Below are 23142 nucleotides of genomic sequence, written 5' to 3' on the forward strand. Positions count from 1 at the left end.
GCCGTTATGAGAATCCTAGTAACCGGCGCTACCGGCTTCATCGGTTTCCACCTCGCGCAGCGGCTGGCCGCCGCGGGCCACGACATCGTCGCGGCCACGCGCCAAGACGCCCTTTGGCGCGCACGCCTACCCGAGTGGGAATGGCGCCATTGCGACTTCATGCGCGATACCAATGAACAGGACTGGGCGGAACGCGTGGCCGATGTCGACCTCGTGATCAACGCCGTCGGCATTATCAACGAGAGCCGTCAGCAGCGCTTTGCCGAGGTGCAAACAGAGGCCCCGCAGGCGCTTTTCGCGGCTTGCAGCCGCGCGGGCGTCAGGGTGATCCAGATCTCCGCGCTGGGCGCGGAGCGGCCTGGGGCCAGCTCTCCATTCTTGCAAAGCAAGCAGCTGGCTGACGATTATCTCTGGGGCCTACCCGGCGACTGCGCCATTGTCTATCCCGCCATCGTCATTGGCCAGGGCGGCAACAGTACGGCACTTTTCTGCCGCATGGCGGCGCTACCCCTCGTGCCGTTGCCCGGCGACGGCAGCCAGCGCATTAACCCCATTCACATCGACGACCTCACCGCCGCGATCGTTCATCTAGTGGAGCACTGGCCCAAGGGTAAGCAGCGTTACCTGCTCACAGGCGCCAGTGCCTACTCGATACGCGAACTGTATGCGTTGTTGCGCGAGTGGATGGACCTTGGCAAGGCGCGTTTCGTCGCTATCCCGATGCCGCTCTTGCGGTTTGCCGCACAGGTTACCGAGCGCCTGAAGCCGGATACCTTGCTGCGGTCCGACACGCTGGAGATGCTGCATGCGGCCAACACGCCGGCGTCTACCTATGCCGCCGCACCCCCGCGCCCACTGGCGCAGGCGCTGTCGGCGCGTCCCGCACAGCGAGCCGAGGCCTGGTACGCGGTATTCTCCGCCCTTAAGCCTGCGCTAATCGTCAGCATTGCCTTCGTGTGGATCTTCACGGGGCTCGTTTCGGTGCTGTGGAATGTGCCGGCGGGCTATATGTTACTGGCGAATGCGGGCGTTCATGGGCTGCTGGCCGGTGTGCTTATCTACAGCGGTGGCGCGGTCGACCTAGTGCTGGGATTCATGATGTTGCACCGAAGGTGGCGGCGCTTGGCGTACGGCCTGCAAATCGGGCTGATGCTCACTTACATGGCCATCGTCAGCGTGATTCTGCCTGCCGCCTGGCTGGACCCCTTGGGCTCGGTCACCAAGAACTTCCCGCTGCTAGCGCTGACGGCGCTGCTACTTTTGCTCGAAACCGGGGGCCGAACCGAGGCTGGGCCAAGGCCTCTCGCTAAAAGATAAGGGCGCTTGTTCCTCGCAAGACACGTGTCGGCGCTGAGCGCTATCGGACTATGTCTGGCGCAGGACGCGCCGCTGCCTCAGCGAGCGTTCCTAAGTCGTCGTTGCTGGCGATGGGGTCGGAGGTGTTTGTCGAGGATCTCAAGGCGGAGTCTGGCAGGCAAACTAATCCTCATCCATCGCCGCATATTTCTCCGACAAGAAGTCCACCAGCGCGCGCACCGATGGCAGCATCCCGCGGCGCGACGGGAAAACAACGTGAATCGCTTCCCGGCGCGGCCGCCAGCTCGGGAGAAGATCTACCAAGGCGCCGGTTGCCAGTTCGTCCCGGAGCATCAATACCGGTAACTGCACTACGCCGACGCCGGCGAGTGCGGCTGTCTTGAGCGCCATCATGTCCGTGGTTAGGTATCTGGGGTTGTAAGGGACATGGACTTCGTCGCCCTGATCGTTGCGTAAAACCACGTGGGGTTTTCTTCCGCCGTGCCCCGGAACAGGCTTGGCCAGTCAGACAGCGCCCAGGGGTCGGTGGGTGTGCCATGACGGCTGATCAGCTCAGGGTGGGCGACCAGACGCTGACTGCGGTCGGAGAGAATGCGGAAGGCGAGATCGGAGTCTTCGAGTGGCAGGGGGCGGACGCGCAGGGCGAGATCGATGCCCTCGGCAATGAGGTCGACGCGACGGTTGGTGGCCTCTAGGTGGACGGTGACCTGAGGGCAGCGAGACATGAACTCCGCGAGCATAGTGCTGACGTGGAAATGAAGTAGGCCGACGGGGCAGGCCATCCGGATGACGCCCCTGGGTTCGCCGACGACACCGTCGATGACTTCCTGAGCGGCTTCGGCCTCGATGAGCATGGCTCGGCAGTGCCCGTAGTAGCGCCGGCCTACCTCGGTCACGACGAATTGGCGGGTGGAGCGATGGATCAGGCGCACCCCGAGGCGGTCTTCAAGCAATGCGATACGCCGGCTGAGCTTGGATTTGGGCAGGCCGAGGGCGCGGCCGGCGGGGGCAAAGCCGCCGTGCTCGACGGCCTTGACGAAGTAGTACATGTCGTTGAGATCGTGCATGGGGCCCGCTTCACTACCATAGGTTGATCGTCCTAAATGTAGGACGATCCGTCGTAAATTTCCCGTCTACTGTTTGAATCGTTCTTTGCATAGGCTCTAGCTATATTCATCAGAGTAGCGGAGGCCGCATGAAAGCGATTACCGAAGTACTGCGGGAAGCCAACGGCCACTGGGTCGGCGACGGATTCCCCGTGCGCAGCCTGTTCAGCTATCAGAGCCACCCCCGAGCCATGAGCCCGTTCCTGCTGCTGGATTACGCCGGTCCGCGGGAGTTTGAACCGGCGAATCAGCCGCGTGGGGTGGGGCCGCATCCGCATCGCGGTTTCGAGACCGTGACCATCGTATATCGGGGCGAGGTGGCCCATCGCGATACGGCCGGCCACGGCGAATTGATCGGGCCGGGCGACGTGCAGTGGATGACAGCGGGCAAAGGCATTTTGCACGAGGAGTTTCACGGCCAGGCCTTCACCGAAGCTGGCGGCACCCTCGAAATGGTTCAGCTATGGGTGAACCTCCCCGCCAGAGACAAGGGTGTCGAGCCGGGTTACCAGGCCATCGCGAACGGGCAGATTCCGGCCGTAACGTTGCCGGACGATGCCGGTGTCTTGCGCGTGATTGCAGGGAAATACGCTGACCGGGTTGGACCTGCACGCACCTTTACCCCAATGCATGTCTGGGATCTGCGCCTGGAGACTGGCGCCGGCACCGAGCTGGAACTGCCCGACGGCTGGACCGGCGGCATCGTCGTTTTGCATGGCACCGTGCTGGTCAACGATAGCGAGATCCTCCGCGAGGCCGAGGTGGCCGTTCTCGACCGGAGCGGGACGTCCGTGCGTCTTGAGGCCAACAACGAGGCCAGGCTACTAGTGCTCAGCGGCGAGCCGATCGACGAACCGCTGGCCGGTTACGGCCCCTTTGTAATGAACACCCACGAAGAGATCGACCAGGCCCTAAAGGATCTCCGGAGCGGTCGCTTCGGTTCCCTTCGGGACTGATCAAGCATAGCTCAGCCCCTACCTACAACCTAGGAGACACGTATGAGCGGAGAATACACGCGATTGGACAAAGACAACGCTGCCGTCCTGCTGATCGATCATCAGGCGGGGCTGTTGTCCCTGGTCCGGGATTTCGATCCCGACACCTTCAAAAACAACGTGCTGGCGCTGGCGGATTTGGCGAAGTATTTCAATCTGCCGACCATTCTCACCACCAGCTTCGAGAATGGCCCGAACGGTCCGCTCGTGCCGGAGCTGAAGGAGGCCTTTCCGGAGGCGCCCTACATCGCGCGCCCGGGGCAGATCAATGCCTGGGACAATGAAGAGTTCGTGGCGGCGATAAAGGCTACAGGAAAGAAACAGCTCATCGTGGCCGGCGTGGTGACCGAGGTCTGCGTTGCCTTCCCCGCGCTTTCGGCTCTGGCCGAGGACTTCGAAGTATTCGTTGTCACCGATGCTTCGGGCACCTTCAACGCCGTCACTCGGGATGCTGCTTGGGACCGTATGTCCGCCGCCGGCGCTCAGCTGATGAGCTGGTTCGCGGTCGCCTGCGAACTGCACCGTGACTGGCGCAACGACGTCGAGGGTCTAGGAGCGCTGTTCTCCAACCACATCCCCGACTACCGCAACCTGATCGCCAGCTACACGGCCCTTAATTCCGGCCAGTAAAGTCGATGGCCCCCGCAGGCGTCGCGGCTGCGGGGGTATTCTCGCCGCCGCACAAGGCCCGCGCCGAGTTCGGCGATTCGACAGCGATTGCTCAACAACAACGAAAGCTTAGGAACCTTGCGATGCGTTCTTGTCTTTTCGAGGGAAGCGCGAACCACCGGCAGCTAAAGATAAGCTCTCCACTATGCTCTTGTCGTTGTGTTTGACCATCGACAGGCACCGTTACGATCGCGTCGCCGCCTGGCGATACTCAGGATCGGTGGTTTATGCTGGTGAGGCTCGAATAAGCTATTGTCGCGATTGGATTTGCAATCTAGCCGTTGCACGCCTCATGTCGGACCCTAGGGGCGTTTGCGCGGGTAAGGTTAAGCATAAGGAGTTGGACCCATGCACAAGAGCCGTCTTGGTAACATCGTCATTGATTGCCGAACAGGCGATCTGCTGCAAGAGGCGACATTCTGGAGTGCCGCCCTCGGTTGCCCATTACCAAAGGATGCGCAGGCCAGCGATACATTTATTCAACTCAAGACAAAGCCAGGCGATATACAGATCATAATTCAGCGGGTCGATCATGATCCGCGAGCCCACCTCGATATCGAGACCGATGCTATTGACGAAGAAGTAAGCCGCTTGGAGAAGCTGGGAGCCGTGCCGGTATCTCGTCACGACGGTTGGACGGTTATGCAAGCCCCAAGCGGCCATCGATTCTGCGTTGGCGAACCGTACAGGGGCGGATTCGAGCAAGAAGCCAATGTGTGGAAGTGATGCTCAACCGCTAGCGCTCCTTCAGGCTAAGCCTAAAGGAGCGCTAGCAAAGGATAATATCGAATTCGCGTGTGCCGGCTGCTACTAGGAGCGACCGGTACGACAACCTCGTGGCCGTCGTTCCCCTTTTATCAAAGCCGTAAGCTATCCGAAGACGGCCGCTTTACCGCCTTCGTCCCGTTTGGGGCAGCGGCTCGGCCAGTTCGCAACGCAGCTCGCCGCGGAGCAGCCCATCGATTTCCAGTTGCCGGCGTACCCCGCGCTGGAAATCGCGGCTGGTTCCTGCGATTACTTCGCAGTGACGCCCCGCCCGGTCGCATAGCTCGACCAATTGGCCATCGAAGCTAGCTTGCCCCGAGCCGCCGCGGGTTGCGGAGCCGCGCTCCAGAATACGGAAGTCGGCCGTTTCGCCGACGATTAGATCCAACCCCAGGGGATGGGCTTCTTCCCAGCGGCTACCGGCTCTGACCTGCGCGCCGTCGAGCACACATTGAATCCGCTCCCCAAAGCCGGCCTCGCGCCGTCGCTGTTCCAGTGCCTCCTGCTCGCGCCGTTCGGCCTCTGCACGTTGCCGCGCCTGTTCGGCCCGCTGCTGGGCGGCCTCTAGATTTAACCGCTCTTCCCGCTCACGGGCATCGATTTGCTGTTCCGGCGAGAGCGAAAGCCACTCGCTCTCGCTCATCCCCAACGGATAGCGGGTGGTGCAGGCGGCCACTACTAGCACTAACAAACCTAATAAACACAAACGACCGATCGCCACTTCGCCCCCCTTTCGACGCTCACGCAGCCAGAACTACAAATATAAGTACGCTATTATATGCCTAGGGGGCGGGTAGTTATACTGCCTGTTGTTGTGCCGACGGCTGGCTGGCGATAGGGGTCGGCTGCGGCCCTGTGCGAGTACCCGGCATGAAATTATTGCTTCGTCACCTGATGCTGGTGGCCATGTTAAGCGCCGTTGCAACGGCCTCAGCCAATCAAGCCACGACGGCTTTCGATGGCGCCCGCATTCTGGCCGGGCATTCCGGCCCGCTGGATCGACATACCCTGGACCAGCTATTCGGCACGGCGTTCACGGCAAATATGCGCGTTCCGCCGGAGCATTTAGGTGTGGCGTTCTACGATATTCGTAGCGGCAAACCGCTAGACCGTCGCGAGATTCGCGAGCTGATGGGGCCTATTCGGCAAGACGGCGCTCATGAAGTGCTCGCTATGATCGCGCCGTTGCTGCAGGATCAGTTGCCGCTGGATGTCGAACAGCTCAAGCTATTAATGGATGCCGCCTTCATTGCCAGCATGCGCCAGCCACCCCAGCACATCGACATTGAGTATTACGACCGCCGAATCGGGCCCAGCGGCCGTGGCGGCGGCATCTCCGGCAGCGTTCCGGATTACCCGCCGGAGCAGAGCGATGCGCAACGCCAAACCGGGCGCGAACTGCTGCCGCCTCATTTGCCCGCCAACCAAGCAGAGCTTGCGGCTAAAGTGCGCACGATCGATTTCGGTATTACACCGGCCGACGCCGAAGGTTTGTTGTTTCCGGTGGTCGTCTGGGGGCGGCCGGGCGACGACTTCGACGCCCTTAAACGCGATTACCTGGAGGAAGCCGCCGAGGTAGGCCTCGACTTTCTCGGCCTAGTCGGCGAGCCTTATATCGAACGCCGCGACGGCTGGGTGATCGTCTATGCGTTAGGCCGCTTTGCCACCACCGACGACATGCTCGCCGCGGAGCTGCGCGACTTCATGGATGAGCTTCAATAAGAGGCTCTACTGAGCCGGCGACTGTCGCGCCTGCGTGGCCAGAAACAGCCCGGCCAGGATGAACGCACCGCCGGCGGCATGGTAGGCGTATAGGCGCTCGCCAATGAAGAGCGTTGCCAGCACCGCCGCAAAGACCGGCATGAGATAGATGAACATCGCCGAGCGGCTAGGTCCGAGCACGGCAATGCCGTGATTCCAAAACAAATAGGCCAGTATTCCCGGAAATATCGCTAAGTAAAGGAACACGGGAGCATGCGCCACGTTCAACGTATAGCCGTCGAGCAGCGCGTATTCGAGCAGGTAGACAGGCAACAGCATCAATGTGCCGACAGCTATCGTCGCGGTAAGAAAGCCGACCGGGTGGATAGGAATCGACCAACGCCGCAGGAGTACCGAGTACACGCCCCAGACCAGGATGGCCGCCACCATAATCGCATCCCCCGGGTGTATATTTAAATTCGCCAGAACCCCCAAGTCGCCGCGGGAGACGATGATCAGCGTGCCGATAGCGGCGGCGCCGATACCGACGGCCTGGCCTGCCGAGGTCGGTTGCCTCAGCAGCAGCCAGGCCATGATCGCGACGCTCACGGGCATGGCGGAGTTGACCAGGGTGATGTTAATAGCGGTCGTGCTCTGAGCCGCTATGTAGAGCAGCGTGTTGAAGGTAGCAACGCTGAGCAGGCTGAGGCAGAGCAGTGCTAGCCAGTGTTGGCGCAGCGCTGCGCGTGCTCGATACACATGTTGAATGCCGAACGGTAGCAGGATTGCCAACGCCACGGCCCAGCGCCAAAACGCCAATGCCACAGGCGGGATGTCGCCAACCGTGCTGCGCGCAACCACGGCATTGCCGGCCCAGAACAATGTCGTAAGAATCACGCCAATAGCTGCGAATATGGCGCTCTGCGAGTGTTGCTGCATCGTCACTTTGCCCGTTCAACGTGGTGGGCGCAGGCTACCACATAAAGACAACGGCCTTGTTCGGCAGCGAGGCGTTGCGGTTGTTGCCACGGTATCGGGTGCCTGTCCTGTCGCCCCTGTGCCAGCTTGCTTGTCAACGAGTAAAAGTATTCGTTAGATGACGGCGAGAAAGCGGTCAACGGCCGCATAGGTTATTGCTTGCCTCTTTTCCTTTGGCGTTGTTTTGAAAGCAAATAGCTTTCCTTCTTCCTGTCGAACTTCCTGTCGAAAAATCGTGATATGAATCACGCTACTGCCGCTTAAAGCGTTCTACCCTTTTTAGGCTATCTACATTTATTCGATAAAACGATTAGTCCGTATAACAACGTATATCAAATTGAAGGGGTTTTGTTAATGAAGATTGACGGGGGGAACAGCTACCTGTTTGCTGGCCAACAGGCCCAAATGAAGAATGCCGCTCGTACGAACGATCAGGCATCATTCAAAACCGTTATGGCCGAAGAGTCTCATCGCGACGTGGGGAAGGAATCGGCAGCGCGGGCCGAAACCGGCCAGACCGATTTTAGCCACATGACCCGCCAAGAGTTAAGAGATTGGATGAACGAGCAAATCCGTAGCGGATCAATGTCGCTCGATCAGTCGTCTAGTCTAGTTGCGATGACTGCCGCCATCTCCGTAGGCCCTGAAGGGGCGGCGGTTGATAATGCGCGTATCCAGAACGAGCGCGTGAATTTCTTCGACATCGCGCAAAATGGCCTTGATTTTTACTTGTCCCGGGGCGACCTGAATGCCGCCGAAAAAGTTCGGGAAGCCATCGACATCATGAAACGAGCCTAAAGCCTGCCGTCTGGCTTTACCGCGTGTAGGATAAGGCCGGGAAGCCCGGCCTTATTAAGCGTCACCGTATGTTTATATTCGTGGACATAGTGTTCCATGGCGAGTTGGTTGACGTGTTCTGATAGCTAAAGTTGCCACTCTGATGGCCGTCCAGATTGTAGTAACGCAGGAAGCCGACTACCGTTTGACCGGGCGAGCAATACCCGAGCATACCGCCGCCCTGGTCGCACAACATCTCGGTCAAATAGTTGGCGGACGATGGTAACAATCCTCCTAACATCCATGCAAAGGGGCTGGAGCCGTAGCCGATTTCTAGAACCACGGCTCGGAGTTGAGTGCCGCCATGATCGCAACTCGTTGAAAAGGCGCCGGGCGCTGGGTACTCCCAGCCGCAGTTACTCGATCCCACAGCATAGACCCACATCTGCGTCAACGGCGGGGCTGGCTGACGCGGAGCGGGTGCCGCCTCATCGGTCAGCTCCACCTGCAAATGGCTAAGCTCCACGGTGTCGAAAACCGTTAGGCTATCGGCAACGGGGGGCCAAGATTATCAGACGATGAGGCTAGATCCGCGAAAACGCTGCTACAGAAGAGAAAGGTTAATAAAAAAGACCGCAAAGAAAGCTGTTTTTATTCATTGCGTCTCTCCTTGACGGCTTTAAATTTTATTGGGGCACCTTTTATTAAAGATTGTAGCGCCCAATTCGTCAATCCTATACTGCAATGATTAACGTCGTAAGCCAGTAAATGTCCTAAGATTTTCAGTTGAATACATTATTTAATAAATAAAAGTTGTGGAATCTTAAAGTAAGGTGGTTGTGTTTTATTCTTGTTCGCAGGCATGGCGGCTATTATTAAATAGGGCCTAACCCAGGAAGTTCAGGGCGGGCAATGAAAGGGGCGGCCCTGACTCGCACAGCGATGTTGCGAGGGAGTTAAGCATAAGCCGAATAACTCCGATACCGGCTTTGCAACTATAATGCGGGCGCTTCATTTGACGAGGGTGGGTCGATAGATGCGCCGGTTGACCGATTTAAAAAGCCCGCGTTTTCACCCCTCAGACGCTGGAGCCAGTCGTAAACCGCACCCAAACTCATCCATTAAATCGAGATTGTCGTGATCGACCTGATTGGTGTCGGCCAGTTCTAAGTTAAAGAAGCTTGCCGAGTCGCCGGCGAAATAGGGGCCGGCGTGCCAGGTGCCAACGTGCAGTTTTACGGCGACATCGCCGGGCACGGTGAAGGCACGGATGTCGTCAACGGTCGGTGTGTCGCCGGGCGGCGCGACGACCAGCCACCAGTCCTTTCCGCCCACGGACGCCAAGCATTGCGTTACCCGCCGGTGGCGGGTAATTCGCGGAATCTCCAGCGCGCGGGCGCTAAGCCGCATGATGTAGAAACGCGGCGTGCCTTGGCCGAGGTCGAGTTGCGCATCCTGGGGGCCGAACCGTTCGCCGTCCGCACGGGCTGTTATGACCTGCCCAAAGGGAGCGAAAGCGTCGGCAGCGAGCGGTGCCGGCTTTAGAGTGAGGGGGTTGTTCGATGATGGCATGAGCATTTGCCTTCAAGTGAGGTGTGGGCGAGTGGGAGCGTCGCTCTGCACCGGCAAACCGACAGGCGATCGGCCGCTAGGCATAGGGCAGTCCATGATAGTTGCGGTCGAAATACACCAGCGCGCTGTCGCTCTCCCGGTGTCGTAGGGCGAGCACCTCGCAGAACAAAATGTCATGAGTGCCGACGCGGGTGCTGCGGCTGACGCGGCAGTCGAACACCGCCGCCGCGTCCTCCAACACCGGCGCGCCGCTGAGCCAGGTACTCCAGGCCGTTGCGGCGAAGCGCTCGTCCATGGGCGTTTTGCCGCCGAAGCACTGGGAAAGCGCGCGCTGGCTCGCTGTTAAGGTGTTAACGCAAACGGCGCCGTTGCCTTTAACGTAAGGGTATGCCGAAGCCGCCCGGTTGAGGCAGACCAGCAGCGTCGGCGGGGTGTCGGTGACGCTGCACACGGCCGTGGCGGTGAAACCGGCGCGGCCATGGGGCCGTCGGTCGTGACGATGTTAACGGCGGCGGCCAAGCGGGCCATGGCATCGCGAAAAGCCTCCCGGCTCACGAGTCCGGCCGGAGGCGCATTCGGGGTTTGTTGTTGCGGTATTTGCATAAAAACCTCCTAGGTCAGGCCAGCATGCAAGCTTTGGCGAAGGACAGTCGCGGCAGGCGGTCGAATAGCTTGTCCGGGTCGCCGTAGCCGAGGTTGATCAGCAGGTTGGATTTCCAAGCCGAATCGGCGAAGAAGGTCGCGTCGAGGAGGTCTTTGTCGAAGCCGGACATAGGGCCGGTGTCGAGCCCTAGGCTGCGCGCGGCCAGAATTAAATAGGCCGCCTGCATGGAGCTGTTGCGAAAAGCGGTTTCCTCGACCAGTGCCGGGCTGGAGGTAAACCAGCTACGGGCATCGCCGTGGGGGAAAAGCTCCGGCAAGGCATCGTAAAAGGCGCTGTCGTAGGCGACGATCACCGTCACCGGCGCGCCCATGGTTTTATCGCGGTTGCCGCGCGACAGGCAGGGTTCGAGCTTCCGCTTGCCCTCCTCGCTGCGCACGAACACGAAGCGCGCCGGGCAGCAGTTGGCCGAGGTCGGCCCCAGCCGGGTGAGTTGGTAGAGTTCTTCCAGCAGGCCGTCGGAAATCGGTTTGTCCTGCCAGCCATTATGGGTTCGGGCCTCGGTGAAGAGCGTTGCCAGGGCCGTTTGATCGAGCGGTGCGGACATGAGTTTCTCCTCAAACAGTCGGTGTCGCTTGCTCGCATAAGCGGGCGAGCTGCGTCAGCAGGACGCGGTTAAATGGGACGCTGTCGGTGACGCTGGAAGCGTGGCCGCCGTAGTCCAGCTGCGCTAACTGGGCGTTAGGCAAGCCTTCCAGGAGGCGTTGCGATTGTTGCCACGGCACCAGCATGTCGTCGCGGTTGGCGATCAATAAGGTAGGTGTCTCAATGCGTTCGAGCAGTGCGGTGACGTCGAAGGCCAGCAGCGCCTCGATCCGGCGCAAGACGTTGTCGACGCCGGGGAACGCCTCCTGGGCATGCGCTTCTTCGCTGCCGAGGCGCTCGCTGTTGGCGGCGATCCAGTCCGGCGGGTACAGAAACAACGGCTGGGCTTGCAGATAGGCCGCAACGCCGCAGTGCACGAGCAAATTTCGGCGTACCGCAAAGCAGCGAGCCGTGTGCGGGTTCGGGCCGGCCCAGGCGTTGATCAGGGTCTGGCTGGCGAGGATCGCCGGGCGCCGCAGCGCGATTTGTAAGCCAATGAGGCCGCCCAACGCATGCCCGATAAAGTGACAGCGTTGGATGCCGAGCGTATCCAGCAGCGCCAGCAGTTCCGTCGCCATCGTGTCGATGGCGTACCCCTCGGGTAAGCGCGCGGGGCTGCGCCCGGTGCCGTTGTGGTCGTAGACCAGCACACGGTAGCGCTCGCCAAGGGCAGGCAGTTGCGGCGCCCAAAAGTGCGCCGAGCCGCCGAGGCCGGCGCTAAGCACCAGCGTGGTGGCGTTCGGCTCCTGCCGGCCATGGATCTCGTAGTACATCGCGACACCTCCGCCGGGCCGGGCAAAGGCCCGGCCCCGATTCGTTCAGCCGACGTGGGCGATGCTGGCGATCTCGATCAGCGCCTCGGGTTTTACCAGACCGCATTGAATGCAGTAACGGGCGGGTTTCTCGCCCGGGAAGTACTCGGCATAAACTTCGTTGATGCTGGCGTAATCGCTCCATTCGCGAATCATGATCATGTTGAAGGTGACATCGTCCATCGTGCCGCCTGCCTCCTCCACCACACCTTTGATCGTTTCCAGAACGTGCCGAGTTTGTGCTGCGGCGTCGCCGACGTGCACCACGTTGTTTTCCTTATCGAAGGGCAAGGTGCCGGATACATAGAGAACGCCGTCCGCGAGCGAGCGGGGACGTAGGGGGCAAGTGGTTTGCCGGTGCCTTTGGGAATGACGGATTGTTTGCTCATTGACGGTTTCCTCAAACTGCGGCGGCTGCCGTTTCGTGGGTTGCGAAGGCGGTGCAGAACTCATCGACGCTGGCGACCCAGCCGAAGAACTTTTCGATGTTGTAGAACGACGCCTCGGCGATGAAGTCGGGCCCGAGTTGGTTGACGGCATCCTTGAGGACCACGCCGAAGTACTCCAGAAAAAAGCCGTCGCGCAGGGTCGACTCCACGCACACGTTGGTTGCGATGCCGGTAAAGATCAGGTTCCTGATCCCGCGGGAGCGCAACATGCTGTCTAAGTTGGTGTTGAAAAAGCCGCTGTAGCGAGGTTTGTGAATAACCCAATCGTTCGGTTGCGGTTGCAGTTCGTCCACCAGCTCATAGTCCCAGCCGCCCCTGGCCAGCAGCTTGCCTTGCAACTCGGGGCGCTGGCGCATCGTCTTCAGCGCGTTAGACTTATGCCAGTTGGGCGAGCCTGGGCCGCCGGCCTCCGTGTATTCCGAGTCCCAACCGTTTTGGAAGAAGGCCACTTGAATGCCGGCTTCCCGCGCGGCGTTCGCGGCACGCCGAATATTGGCGATCACCTGTTTATTGCCCGAGATGTCAAAGCCCGCCAGATCGATATAACCGCCTGGACTGGCGTAACCGTTCTGCATGTCGACGACGATCAGCGCCGTCTCGCTCGGTTTCAGATTCAGCGGCTCGGGGCGAGCGGACAGTTGCCGAGCCGCCTCGCCGACAGCGGTCGCGGGAAGCCCCGCAATGCTCTTGGGTGCGGACATTAGGCCGACTCCTTCTGCTTACTGAGGTGGCGCCGGCTCTTCATTAGCGGTTGGATTTTGGTGCCGAAGTCTTCTATTCCCTGCACGAAGTCGTCGAACGTCAGCATGACCCCTTGGGTACCCGGCACTGTCGCGACTTCGTCGAGCATGCGCGCCACCGACTCGTAAGAGCCCACCAGCGTGCCCATGTTGATGTTGACGGCGGAGGTCGGGTCGGCCATCTGGCGGACATTGGTGTCCGCGCTCTTATCGGCCGCCCCTTGCTCGCCCAGCCATGCGATGGCTGCTTGATCGGCGCCGGCTTTATAGTGCTCCCAGCGGGCACGAGCGGCCTCGTCCGTTTCGTCCGCGATGATCATAAACAACACACAGGAGGTGACCTCGCGGCCGGTGGCTTCGGTCGCCTTTTGCAGGCGTTCCGCGGCAGGGGCGAACGCGGTAGGCGTATTCACGCCCTTGCCGAAGCAGAAGTTGTAATCGGCGTATTGAGCCGAGAACGCCATGCCCGCTTCGCTTTGCCCCGCGCAGATGATTTTCATATCGGCCTGAGGCTGCGGGCGGACGCGGCAGTCGTCCATCGTGAAATGCTTACCCTTGAAATCGCTCTGGCCGGTTGCCCACAGATCGCGCAGGACTTGCGCATACTCGGCGAGATACTCATAACGGGTGGCGAAGAATTCGTCGCCGGGCCACAACCCCATTTGCGAGTACTCCGGCCGCTGCCAGCCGGTAACGAGGTTGACGCCGAAACGCCCGTTCGAGATCGAGTCGATGGTGGCAGCCATACGAGCTACAATGGCGGGGGTAAGGTCAGTGTAGCGGCGGTAGCGAACAACTGGATTTTGTCGGTTACGGCGGCGAGCCCCGCCATCAACGTAAACGACTCAAGGTTGTACTCCCAGAACTCGGTCTTGCCGCCGAAGCCCCGTAGCTTGATCATTGAGAGGGCAAAGTCGAAGTCGTACTGCTCGGCCTTGAGTACGATTTCCTTGTTCAAGTCGAATGTCGGCTTATATTGCGGTGCGTTGGTGGATATAAGCCAGCCATTGTTGCCGATGGGAATGAAGACGCCGATATCCATAGTACAGACCTCTTAACGTGTTGACTGATCGCGGTGGCTAAGTCGTGCCGCTGTTGCGGATAGGTACGCAAAGGAAAATGCAGAGAACGTGCCACGGAAGGGTAAATGTCGGATAAACAAGCGGTTGCCGATTTTTTTGGAGAAATGTGGACCAAATGGTCGATTCGGAGTGCCTGGTTGGGGCAGGCTGCCGGTTTTGGGGCGGCAGGGCATCGCGTTGCGGCTATTTTTGGTGTTTACTGGCAGTAATCTAAGAAGAGTTTGATAAGGTGACGATTAAGAAACCTTCCACGAGGCCTCGGGTGGCCGGACGTAAAGCGTCGACACCGCGAGCACGCGCCTCGCAGCCAAGCGCAGCCACGCTACGGCGACGTATGAAATTAGTGGAGAGCAAACGCAGCACGATCTTGCAGGCCGCACTCAAGGTTTTTCCCAGTACGGGTTGCACGGCACCAGCCTCGACCGGGTGGCTACGGAAGCGGATGTATCGAAGACCAACCTGCTCTACTACTTCGGCAGCAAAGACGAGCTCTATGTCAGCGTCTTGCGGGAGTTGCTGGATGTCTGGTTAACGCCGTTGAAAACGTTTAGCGTCGAGCAAGACCCGCTGGTGGCTATCGGCGACTACATCCGGGTGAAGCTGGAACTGTCCCGCGACCATCCCGAAGAGTCCCGCCTGTTCTGTATGGAGGTCATGCAGGGGGCTCCTCTATTGTTAGCGGAGTTGGAACAACCGCTAAGGGAGCTGGTGGAGGCGAAAGTTAAGGTGATTAAGGCCTGGATCGACAGCGGCAAGATCGCGCCGGTTGACCCGCACCACCTGATTTTCTCCATCTGGGCGACTACCCAGCATTACGCTGACTTTCAAACCCAGGTTAAAGCCGTAACCGGCCGAACGCTGGAAGATCCCGCCTTCTTCGAAGAAGTTTTGCAGAATCTGCAAGCGCTGATACTGAACGGGCTAAGGCCGCGTTAACCGCATTCTCTTGCACGCGCGCTAACGGGCCATAGGCACTACCGCTGGGATAGAAGCAGCCGCCGCGAGGCAGCTCCTCGCGAGATAAAGCGCGGCGATGCTGCGTGCCTCCGAAATACTTGCATCGGCGATGGCCGTTTCTAGCGCATCCGGGGCCAGCGCAATCACTTCCAGGGCCTCGGGCTCGTCGCCCGGTAAGGAGGCCGGGTAAAGCTCCGTTGCTAATAGCACCTCGCAGGTGAAGTTAAGAAAACCGGGCGCGAGCGCCAAAGGGCTGAGGCGGCGAAAGCGTCGAGCCGCCATCCCGATTTCCTCCATCAGCTCTCGGTTCGCCGCCTGCTCCACCGATTCGCCGCGCTCGATCAAGCCCTTCGGCGGCCCTAGCTCGTAACGCTCCAAACCGACGGCGTACTCGCGCACCAGCAGAAAGGCACCGTTCGCCGCAACCGGCACGACCATGACGGCGCCGCCGTAGCAGTCTCCTGCGGTGATGCGTTCGTAATCGGTCTCGGCGCCGTTAGCGAAACGCAGTCGCACATTTTCGATCTGAAACAAGCGCGATTGCGCGACCGTGGCAATATCGAGGATATGTGGCAGTTTAGTCACGACGTTGTCCTCTTGCTGTAGCGATGACGGCGAACCGAAAAGCGATGGGCCGCTAGCGCGAGCGCTTGGTTACCTTACCGTCTCTCTTCCCGCACGAACGGTATGCCGAGCGCGCCGGGTTGCTCGCCGCCCGCGCGCTTACTGGCCGCAACCCAAATCATGACGCCGAGCGTAACCGCATACGGTGTCATCAGGATGAAGTACTGCGGGAGTCGGATGCCCGCCGCGGCAAGCTGCGGGATGAGCGCTTCGACGCAGCCGAACAGCAGCGCCCCCATCAGCGCACGCCAGGGATACCAGCGGGCGAAGATGACCAGAGCGATAGCGATCCAGCCGCGGCCGCCGGTCATATCGGCGATCCAGAGCTTAGTGCTGAGCACGGACAGGTAACCGCCGGCGAGCCCGATTAACGCGGCCCCGGCGAGAATCGCCGCAACCCGATACCACAACACCGGAATGCCGACGGAATCCGCCGCTTGCGGGTTCTCGCCCACGGCGCGCAGACGCAACCCGGTGCCGCTGCGTGTGAGGAACCATACAACCGCAAGAAAAATGAGCGGTGTCAGATAAACCACCGGGTTCTGTACGAAAACCTTACCGATCAGCGGCAGCTCCGAGAGCGGCCACAGCGATATCGACGACATGCCGCTGACGGGCCGATTGGTCCAGCCCCAGAGCGTCCCCAATAGCCCCGTAAGCCCTTGGCAGAAGAACACCAGCGACAGCCCGGCGATGACCTGATTGATCCGCAGCAGAACGACCATGATGGCAAACAGGATGGACACGACGCTTGCCGAAAGCATGGCGATCAACAGGGAAAGCTCGGCCGACCCGTAAGCGAGTTGCGCACCTATCCCGGCTAAGGCGCCGACCAACATCAGCCCCTCGGCGCCAAGCGACAAAACGCCCGCCCGTTCGGTAATGATCAGGCCAAGCGCGGCGAGCGCGAACGGAACGGCGAAATCGGGCGTGTTACCCAACCAGCTAGCAATGAGATCCATTAGCTCTCTCCCCCTTGAACGCGGCGTAGGCGGTGGCGAATAAAGAAGTCCGAGGAGGCGACGCAGATCACCAGAATCGCCTGAATCAGCTGCACCATCGAAAACGGAATTTGATAAAAGACCTGCAAGCTGCGGCCGGCCACGAAGAGGGTGGCGATTAACAACGCGACCACGAGCGCAGCTATTGGATTGTTGCGGGCCAGAAAGGCGATCAAGATGCCGGAAAACCCATAACCTTGATAAAAGGACTGGGTGAGGCGGCCCTCTTGCCCCGACGTGATCACAAAGCCCGCGATGCCCGCCATCGCGCCCGAGAGCAGCACCGTGGCGAGTATCGTTTTGCGCAGCGGCACGCCGACGGCATCGGCGACTTTCGGGTTAGCGTCGACAAACCGCAAGTACAGGCCGGCCCGAGAGAATCCGATCAACCACAGCGCGAACACGGCGATAACGACGGCCAACGGAATGCCCGCGCTATAGCCGTGGAAAAACTCCGGTAGCCGTTCGAAGCTCTGAAACGGCGGCGAGTAAGGGAAGGAGTCGCGCGGGTCCTTCCAACTGCCGTAGAGAAGATGGAGCAGGAAATAGCTGGCGAGATAATTGAGCATCAGCGTCGAAATGATCTCGCTGACTTGCAGCCGCAGTTTCAGCACAATCGGCGTCAACGCCCACAGCGCGCCGCAAACCGCCGCCGTTAACAACATCAACGGCAGGCGTAAGGCCGGCGGCCCGACCTCGAACAGCACGATCGCCGTGGCCCCTATCGCCCCCCAGATCATCTGGCCGTCCAGGCCCAGGTTCCAAAACCGAGCCCGAAAGGCCATGCAGCCGGCCAGGCCGACGAGAATCATCGGCGAGGCCTGAAAGAGCACCGCCTGCAAACTCTGCGCATCGAATACCGTCATGATGACGAACTCGTTGAGCAGCTCGCCGCCCGGTACGCCCGCGGCGATGAGGATGAGTGCAGAAATCGCCAGCCCGACGGCTAGCGCCGCGGCCAGAATGAGCGCCTGCCAATACCAGGCCATTTGTTGGCGAACTTCCAGCGCATAACGGCGCCGCAGCAGCGGCTGCCGTTGCTTTGGCTGGGAGACGTCGATGGGAACAACCTGTTCAGACATGATCCACCATTGCTTTTCCTATGGCCTGACGGTCTGCCGGACGATCGAACTCCGCCACAATCCGGCCGCTGTTCATCACCCCGATGCGGTCTGCCAGGGTCAGTACTTCGTCCAAGTCCTCGCTGATCAACAACACAGCCGCCCCGGCATCGCGTGCAGCACGCAGCCGCGTGTGCACCGCCTGAGCGGCACGAACGTCGAGCCCGCGGCTCGGGCTGTGGGCAAAGACCAGTTTTACTTTTCGGCTGAACTCGCGCGCGATCACCAGCTTCTGCGCATTGCCCCCCGAGAGCAGCGCCGCTTTCTGGCGGAGCGAGCGCACCCCTTGCACATCGAAAGTGCGGATAGCCTCCGCTACGTCCGTTTCCATCTGCGAGCGTTTGAGCCGCCAAAACGCGCCGTAGCGCCCGCTGTGAATTTGGCCGATACAGAAGTTGTCGATAATCGAAAGATCGGCCGCCAGCGCCGCGCCGTAGCGGTCGGCGGGTATGGCGGCAATCCCCAGCTCGCGGCGCCGCTCGGTGGATGCCGAGCGCAGGTCGCCGACGCCGATCAGCTCAATTTCGCCCTCGGTAGCGCCCGGCAGCCCCATGAGCGCGTTGGCTAATTCGCTCTGGCCGTTGCCGCCCACGCCAGCAAGGCCGTAGATCTCGCCGGCGTGCAGGCGGAGATTGACGCCGGCTAGCATGCCCCGCTCGCCGGCGCTTGCGACCGACCGCAAATCCTTGACCGCTAAGCGTTCCTCACCCCGACTGCCGGCTTGGTATTCCCCCGCCGGCGCCGATTCGCCCACCGTCAGCCGCACCAGCTCGTCAGCCGAAATACTTCTCGGGTCGAGGGTTTGCACCGTGCGGCCTGCCCGCATCACCGTGACTTGGTCGGCGTAACGAATAACGTCCGCCATCTTGTGCGTTACCAAAATGACAGCCGCCCCGCTGCGGGCGAAGGCGTGCACCGTGGTGAGTAAACGCTCGGCTTCCTGATCGGTCAGCACCGCAGTGGGTTCGTCGAGAATGAGGATGCGGGCCCCGGCCAGAAGCACCTTGAGAATTTCGACCCGCTGTTGTTCGGCCACCGACAGCGCGGCTGCCGGTTTCCGAGGGTCGACCGCAAAGCCCAACTGTTCCGCTTTCGCGACGATTTCGCGCTCCAGTTTGCGCAGCCGGGTGCGGAAACCGCCGGCCCCGGCGTTGCGTAGCCCGAGCAGAATGTTCTCCGCCACCGTGAACGGCCGCACCAGCTTGAAATGCTGATGAACCATGCCGATGCGGTGCTCGCTGGCAGCCCGAGGTCCGCTAAGGCGGACCTCGTTATCGTCGATGAGCAGCGATCCGGCTTCCGGGGCATACAAACCCGCGGCGATATTCATCAAGGATGATTTACCGGCGCCGTTTTCTCCCAATAACGCGTGTACTTCCCCCCATTTCGCAGTGAAGTTGGCGTGAGAGAGGGCTTTGAAACCGTCGAACGATTTCTCGATGCCCACTAGCTGGATCGCGTTGTGCTTGCTCATTGCTGGGTAATCACTCCCTTGACGAACCAATCCATCTGCCACAGTTCGCCGTCGGAAGGCAGCTCGCCGTCGGCGATCTTCAGCGTTCCGTTGCGGTCGTACAGCGGGCCTTGGTAGATGCGCTTGTTGCCTTGCAGGAGTTCCTCTCGCGCCGCCATGATGGTGCTGACGTGTTCCTCCGCTACGGCGGGGCCGCAGCAGGCGATGTCGGTGCCGCCCTCCGCCATCGAGAGCAACGCGCCGTCTAACTGCGGTTTCCAGCCGCCGGCGAAGATGTTCTCCAGCTCAGGCTCTAGGAAGCGGTCCCACACCCAAACCGACGAGCACACCGTTGCGGCCGGTGCGAACTCGCTCATGTCCCGGTGGTGCCCGGTGCCGAACACGCCCCGCTCCTGGGCGACAATCTGCGGTGTGGGGCTATCGACGTGCTGGCCGATCACATCGGCGCCGCGGTCGATCAAGGCAGCGGCGGCCGCCCGCTCGCGCACCGGATCGTTCCAAGAGCCGGTATAAATCACGGTCACGGTAGCGTCGGGGTTAATCTTCTGCGCGCCGAGGGCGAAGGCGTTTACGGTCCAGTTCACCTGGCCGAAGGGGTTGGCCGCGACAAAGCCGAGCCTGCCGCTCTTCGACGCCGCGGCGGCGGCCATGCCGCACAGGTACTGACTCTCATAGGTGCGGCCGTAGAAGGATTGCAGATTACGGCTGTTGGTGGTGCCGGACCCGTTAAGAAAGGCGACCTCGGGGTGGCGCCTGGCCAGATCTTCGAAAGTGTCCGAATAGCCGAAGGCGGTACCGATGATAATGTTGGCGCCGCGTTGGATGAGGCGCTCCGCCGCCGGCCGAATCGAAGAGGCATTTTCGGGCACGCTCTCCACATACTGAATGCGATGGCCCAGGCGTTCCTCCAGTTTTAGTCTCGCCTCGTCGAAGGCCTGTGTCCAACCGCCGTCGTTGCGCGGGCTAATATAGAGCATGGCGATTCGCGGTTCGCCTTTCAGGGTGAGGCCCTCGTCGGCCTCCGTGGCGAGGGCGGGTGCGGTAATGCTTAAGGCAAGCGCTGCTGTCAGAATCCGCATCAAGAATTTCATGCCCATGGCTTATTCCTCTCGTAGTTAAAGGCAGATCGATCGCGCCGGTTACATCATGTGGTTTATGCGAAATACGTTTTTCTCCGGGTCCAGTAATACCGCCTGATACCAGTTGTAATACGTGGTGTACGGCGGCTTTATCAGAGTGGCGCCTAGCGCTTGAGCCATCGGCACCATACGGTCGACTTCGGCCGTCGAATCGACGTCGATATTCAGCAGAAACTTGCAGCCTCGGGTGTCCGCATAATCGTCGAGTTGCAGCAACTCATAGGCGTCCAGCGCGTTAAATCCGATGCAGGATTTGCCGGTATCGAGGCCGCGAAAAATAGGCGAGCGTATTTCCGGAATCTCCCGAAAACCGAACAACTCCCGGTAGAAATCGCTCAGCGCAACGATGTCTTTCGCGAAGACATTGACATAAGAAAGATGCGTCATTTCAGGCCACCACCTTTGTGCCGCCGAAGGTGGTTTGTTTCACGAACTTCGAAACTAGGTGGTCGCCGGACGTAATCGGCGCATAGCGCGGCGGGTTGTCCGGGCCGCAACAGCTGGGTAGGCACTCGACCAAGGCGTCGTAGTTAGGCTGATGGAAGAAAACCAGCGATTGCCGGCTATTGTCCGTGTCGCTATCGGCCGGCGGATTGACGACACGGTGCAGGGTCGAGATCCACTGATCGTTGGTCCATTGCATCATGAGGTCGCCGATATTGACGACGAAGCCGTCGGGGACATAGGGCACATCCACCCATTGCCCGTCCTGATTCCGCACCTGTAAGCCGCCGAGGGCGCTGTCCGGACGCACGATGGTAAGGCTGCCGTAGTCGGTGTGGGCGCTGGCCCGCATTTGGCCTTCTTCCACCGCGCCCTTCGTGTCCGGATAGCTCAGGGTGCGGAACATGCTGATGTGTTTATCTATTTTGTCGTCGAAGAAGGTCTCCGGCAGCTCCAGCGCAAGGGCGAAGATGCGCATGAGCGACTGCGACAGATCGCTCATGGCCGCGAAGTACTCCGTATACGCGTTTTGGAAACCGTCGATGCCGGTAGGCCAAACATTCGGGGCAAAATGCGGCCCGGCCGCTTCGCAGTGGTAGTAAGGCTCGTCCGGCACGTCGGTCGGGCCTATCGAAAACGACTCCTTAAGATCGCCCGGTGCCGCTTCCTCCAAGGAATAGGAAAGACTCTCCTCGGCCACCGCGCTGTAACCTCGCACCTGATCGGGGCTGGGGCGGTCGACGCGCCGCTTCGCTTCCAGCGGCAGATCGAAAAAGTCGCTGGAAAGGCGCGAGACGCGCTCGATAAGCTCGGCGGGAACGCCATGGTTAGTGATGACAAGAAACCCGATGTCTTTACAAGCCTTATCAACCTGTGCGGCGACTTCGCGTTTGCCTGTCGACGTACCGTCAAAATACGGCGCTAAGTCGACGATGGGCACATACTTCAGCGTCATCGAAAGGTTCTCCCCAAAGATGGCAGGTTTCCGAAGCAAGCTGCTTGCTCCACGCTCGAAGTGGGCAAAAGCATTATCTGTGCCACGTCGCTAACACCGTGCTGTGGCGCCATTTTCTGGGGATTTTTGCAAAATTATTGGAACAATTGGTCCACTGTAGAGCACTTGGTTTGTGCGCCGGCACCAAGATCAGGCGCCCTGCCGAGGCGTGCGCGTTGAGCAAGGTGCTTACAGCCGAGTACTTCGGGGCGGCATATGGCAGGGGGCGTCGGGAGTGGTCGGCGGACTGGCTTTCCGCCGGCGTGGATAGGGTGTTTTCTTTACTGTGACGGAGAGGGCGGCTGAGCGTATTCTGGGGGCAGCACTCTTGCCAATGGCCGTAACCCTTGGCAAGAGCGGACACTAGATGGAGCCAGATATGAGCGATGCTAAGACTGACGCAGCCCTTTATGTGCTAACCGGTCTTTTGCAACGGCTGGAAGCCGAGCGGCCGGGTTTGATTCAGGACATGCTGGCGGGTATCGAAGGGGATAGAAAATCGCTGCCCCCCAATCTCGAAAACAAAGCGCATGTCGAAGCCATTTTCGACGAAGCCTTAACGATGCTCCGGCGCGCGAATCGCGAATGAGCGTACCGCCGCAACGCGAGCAGCGAGTCGTCCGTTGGGCTCCGAGCCGGCAAAGCGAAAGCCGAGCGGCCACTGGTGTGGTAATAAGTAGCCCTGCGCATGACGTTGAGCGGGTTTGAGCATGATTGCAAAGATCATAAGCGGCGGACAAACAGGCGCCGACCGGGCCGCGCTCGATGCCGGCCTTGAGTTAACGTTCCCCATCGGCGGGAGTTGCCCCGTTGGCAGAATGGCCGAAGATGGCCCGATTAGCCACGTATACCCTCTAACGGAACTGGGCGGCGGCTACCGGCAGCGCACTAAGCAAAATGTCGTGGATGCCGACGGTAGCGCCATCTTTTACGCGTCTTACCTCGGCGGCGGCACTGAAACGACGGTTCTTTTTTGTATTCGACAAGGCAAACCGTACAAGCTGATCGACATTGCGCTGGTTGAACCGGGCCGGGCAGCCGAGCTTTTACTCGATTTCGTTCGCGATTTCGACGTGGCCACCTTGAATGTGGCAGGCCCCAGAGCAAGCGCTTGCCCCGCAATCTACGACTACGTGAAGCACGTTATCCGGCTAGTCATACAGCGATCAACTTAACCAA

26 protein-coding genes and 3 pseudogenes are annotated in these 23142 nt (G+C 60.3%); 10 read left to right on the top strand and 19 right to left on the bottom strand.

All coding sequences use genetic code 11. From position 1 onward, the window contains the following. The first annotated feature begins 6 nt into the window (after positions 1-6). On the top strand, positions 7-1317 hold the full coding sequence (locus tag CAI21_RS04705) for an SDR family oxidoreductase (protein WP_116301238.1): 1311 nt from the start codon (positions 7-9) through the stop codon (positions 1315-1317). 162 nt (positions 1318-1479) lie between these two features. Here the strand turns inward: CAI21_RS04705 and CAI21_RS24620 are convergent, their stop codons facing one another. Both CAI21_RS24620 and CAI21_RS04710 read right to left on the bottom strand, forming a co-directional pair. Continuing rightward, entirely contained in the window at positions 1480-1710 is a 231-nt protein-coding gene (locus CAI21_RS24620) for a LysR substrate-binding domain-containing protein (RefSeq protein WP_258867996.1), read from the bottom strand. An 8-nt stretch (positions 1711-1718) separates the two neighbouring features. Next, on the bottom strand, positions 1719-2384 hold the full coding sequence (locus CAI21_RS04710) for a LysR family transcriptional regulator (RefSeq protein ID WP_258868899.1): 666 nt from the start codon (positions 2382-2384) through the stop codon (positions 1719-1721). Positions 2385-2512: 128 nt separating this feature from the next. Here CAI21_RS04710 and CAI21_RS04715 point away from each other — a divergent pair, with 128 nt between their 5' ends. The 3 genes from CAI21_RS04715 (at position 2513) to CAI21_RS04725 (ending at position 4813) form a co-directional block, all read left to right on the top strand. After that, entirely contained in the window at positions 2513-3379 is an 867-nt protein-coding gene (locus tag CAI21_RS04715; protein ID WP_116301239.1) for a pirin family protein, read from the top strand. 42 nt (positions 3380-3421) lie between these two features. Next, positions 3422-4048, top strand: a complete 627-nt coding sequence (ycaC, locus tag CAI21_RS04720) for an isochorismate family cysteine hydrolase YcaC (protein WP_116301240.1) — start codon at positions 3422-3424, stop codon at positions 4046-4048. Positions 4049-4435: 387 nt separating this feature from the next. Then, the gene (locus CAI21_RS04725; protein ID WP_116301241.1) at positions 4436-4813 is read left to right on the top strand and encodes a VOC family protein; all 378 of its coding nucleotides are present in this window, start codon (positions 4436-4438) and stop codon (positions 4811-4813) included. A gap of 163 nt (positions 4814-4976) precedes the next feature. On the opposite strand, the gene CAI21_RS04730 is transcribed toward CAI21_RS04725, so the two are convergent. After that, on the bottom strand, positions 4977-5573 hold the full coding sequence (locus CAI21_RS04730) for a hypothetical protein (RefSeq protein ID WP_116301242.1): 597 nt from the start codon (positions 5571-5573) through the stop codon (positions 4977-4979). 149 nt (positions 5574-5722) lie between these two features. Here CAI21_RS04730 and CAI21_RS04735 point away from each other — a divergent pair, with 149 nt between their 5' ends. Continuing rightward, entirely contained in the window at positions 5723-6574 is an 852-nt protein-coding gene (locus tag CAI21_RS04735) for a hypothetical protein (protein ID WP_116301243.1), read from the top strand. Positions 6575-6580: 6 nt separating this feature from the next. On the opposite strand, the gene CAI21_RS04740 is transcribed toward CAI21_RS04735, so the two are convergent. Next, positions 6581-7492 carry a DMT family transporter gene (locus CAI21_RS04740; RefSeq protein ID WP_116301244.1) on the bottom strand — a complete coding sequence of 304 codons (912 nt, stop codon included), beginning with the start codon at positions 7490-7492 and terminating at the stop codon, positions 6581-6583. Between the two features lie 393 nt (positions 7493-7885). Here CAI21_RS04740 and CAI21_RS04745 point away from each other — a divergent pair, with 393 nt between their 5' ends. After that, on the top strand, positions 7886-8329 hold the full coding sequence (locus CAI21_RS04745; protein ID WP_116301245.1) for a hypothetical protein: 444 nt from the start codon (positions 7886-7888) through the stop codon (positions 8327-8329). A gap of 61 nt (positions 8330-8390) precedes the next feature. Here CAI21_RS04745 and CAI21_RS04750 read toward each other — a convergent pair whose 3' ends face one another. The 8 genes and pseudogenes from CAI21_RS04750 to rutA form a co-directional block, all read right to left on the bottom strand. Then, on the bottom strand, positions 8391-8834 hold the full coding sequence (locus CAI21_RS04750) for a DUF4879 domain-containing protein (protein WP_220347761.1): 444 nt from the start codon (positions 8832-8834) through the stop codon (positions 8391-8393). Positions 8835-9379: 545 nt separating this feature from the next. Further along, on the bottom strand, positions 9380-9880 hold the full coding sequence (locus CAI21_RS04755; protein ID WP_116301246.1) for an ureidoglycolate lyase: 501 nt from the start codon (positions 9878-9880) through the stop codon (positions 9380-9382). A gap of 76 nt (positions 9881-9956) precedes the next feature. Continuing rightward, positions 9957-10349: pseudogene (locus CAI21_RS04760) on the bottom strand (flavin reductase); the annotation flags it as partial. A gap of 148 nt (positions 10350-10497) precedes the next feature. After that, positions 10498-11088 (bottom strand): malonic semialdehyde reductase, encoded by a 591-nt coding sequence (locus tag CAI21_RS04765; RefSeq protein ID WP_116301247.1) that lies wholly within the window; start codon positions 11086-11088, stop codon positions 10498-10500. 10 nt (positions 11089-11098) lie between these two features. Continuing rightward, entirely contained in the window at positions 11099-11899 is an 801-nt protein-coding gene (gene rutD / locus CAI21_RS04770; protein WP_116301248.1) for a pyrimidine utilization protein D, read from the bottom strand. Positions 11900-11944: 45 nt separating this feature from the next. Then, on the bottom strand, positions 11945-12391 hold the full coding sequence (gene rutC / locus CAI21_RS04775; protein WP_309544650.1) for a pyrimidine utilization protein C: 447 nt from the start codon (positions 12389-12391) through the stop codon (positions 11945-11947). Continuing rightward, entirely contained in the window at positions 12339-13088 is a 750-nt protein-coding gene (gene rutB, locus CAI21_RS04780; RefSeq protein ID WP_116301249.1) for a pyrimidine utilization protein B, read from the bottom strand. Before rutB ends, rutC begins: the two co-directional genes overlap by 53 nt. Next, positions 13088-14169: pseudogene (gene rutA, locus CAI21_RS04785) on the bottom strand (pyrimidine utilization protein A). The gene rutB and the pseudogene rutA overlap by 1 nt, the downstream one beginning before the upstream one ends. Positions 14170-14274: 105 nt before the next feature. On the opposite strand from rutA, the gene CAI21_RS23085 reads away from it, so the two are divergent. After that, positions 14275-14418 carry a hypothetical protein gene (locus tag CAI21_RS23085; RefSeq protein WP_181919268.1) on the top strand — a complete coding sequence of 48 codons (144 nt, stop codon included), beginning with the start codon at positions 14275-14277 and terminating at the stop codon, positions 14416-14418. A gap of 109 nt (positions 14419-14527) precedes the next feature. Beyond that, positions 14528-15145: pseudogene (gene rutR, locus CAI21_RS04790) on the top strand (HTH-type transcriptional regulator RutR); the annotation flags it as partial. A 21-nt stretch (positions 15146-15166) separates the two neighbouring features. On the opposite strand, the gene nudE reads toward rutR, so the two are convergent. The 7 genes from nudE to CAI21_RS04825 form a co-directional block, all read right to left on the bottom strand. Beyond that, the gene (nudE, locus tag CAI21_RS04795; RefSeq protein WP_116301250.1) at positions 15167-15751 is read right to left on the bottom strand and encodes an ADP compounds hydrolase NudE; all 585 of its coding nucleotides are present in this window, start codon (positions 15749-15751) and stop codon (positions 15167-15169) included. Positions 15752-15825: 74 nt separating this feature from the next. Next, complete coding sequence (locus tag CAI21_RS04800; RefSeq protein WP_116301251.1) at positions 15826-16752, bottom strand: ABC transporter permease; 927 nt, start codon at positions 16750-16752, stop codon at positions 15826-15828. Further along, complete coding sequence (locus CAI21_RS04805; RefSeq protein WP_116301252.1) at positions 16752-17873, bottom strand: ABC transporter permease; 1122 nt, start codon at positions 17871-17873, stop codon at positions 16752-16754. The genes CAI21_RS04800 and CAI21_RS04805 overlap by 1 nt, the downstream gene beginning before the upstream one ends. After that, positions 17866-19386 (bottom strand): ABC transporter ATP-binding protein, encoded by a 1521-nt coding sequence (locus CAI21_RS04810; protein ID WP_116301253.1) that lies wholly within the window; start codon positions 19384-19386, stop codon positions 17866-17868. Before CAI21_RS04810 ends, CAI21_RS04805 begins: the two co-directional genes overlap by 8 nt. Beyond that, entirely contained in the window at positions 19383-20483 is a 1101-nt protein-coding gene (locus tag CAI21_RS04815) for a BMP family ABC transporter substrate-binding protein (RefSeq protein WP_116301254.1), read from the bottom strand. The genes CAI21_RS04810 and CAI21_RS04815 overlap by 4 nt, the downstream gene beginning before the upstream one ends. Before the next feature lie 42 nt (positions 20484-20525). After that, positions 20526-20912, bottom strand: coding sequence for a VOC family protein (locus tag CAI21_RS04820; protein ID WP_116301255.1), 387 nt, complete (start codon positions 20910-20912; stop codon positions 20526-20528). Position 20913: 1 nt separating this feature from the next. Further along, a complete protein-coding gene (locus CAI21_RS04825) occupies positions 20914-21924 on the bottom strand; it encodes an isopenicillin N synthase family dioxygenase (RefSeq protein WP_116301256.1) in 1011 nt (336 codons plus the stop codon). Positions 21925-22342: 418 nt separating this feature from the next. Here CAI21_RS04825 and CAI21_RS04830 point away from each other — a divergent pair, with 418 nt between their 5' ends. Together CAI21_RS04830 and CAI21_RS04835 are read left to right on the top strand one after the other, a co-directional pair. Beyond that, positions 22343-22552 (top strand): hypothetical protein, encoded by a 210-nt coding sequence (locus CAI21_RS04830; RefSeq protein ID WP_116301257.1) that lies wholly within the window; start codon positions 22343-22345, stop codon positions 22550-22552. Positions 22553-22673: 121 nt separating this feature from the next. Beyond that, entirely contained in the window at positions 22674-23138 is a 465-nt protein-coding gene (locus CAI21_RS04835; protein ID WP_116301258.1) for a putative molybdenum carrier protein, read from the top strand. Positions 23139-23142: the final 4 nt, after the last annotated feature.

It is taken from the genome of Alkalilimnicola ehrlichii (genome assembly GCF_003399765.1).
Lineage (GTDB): Bacteria > Pseudomonadota > Gammaproteobacteria > Nitrococcales > AK92 > AK92.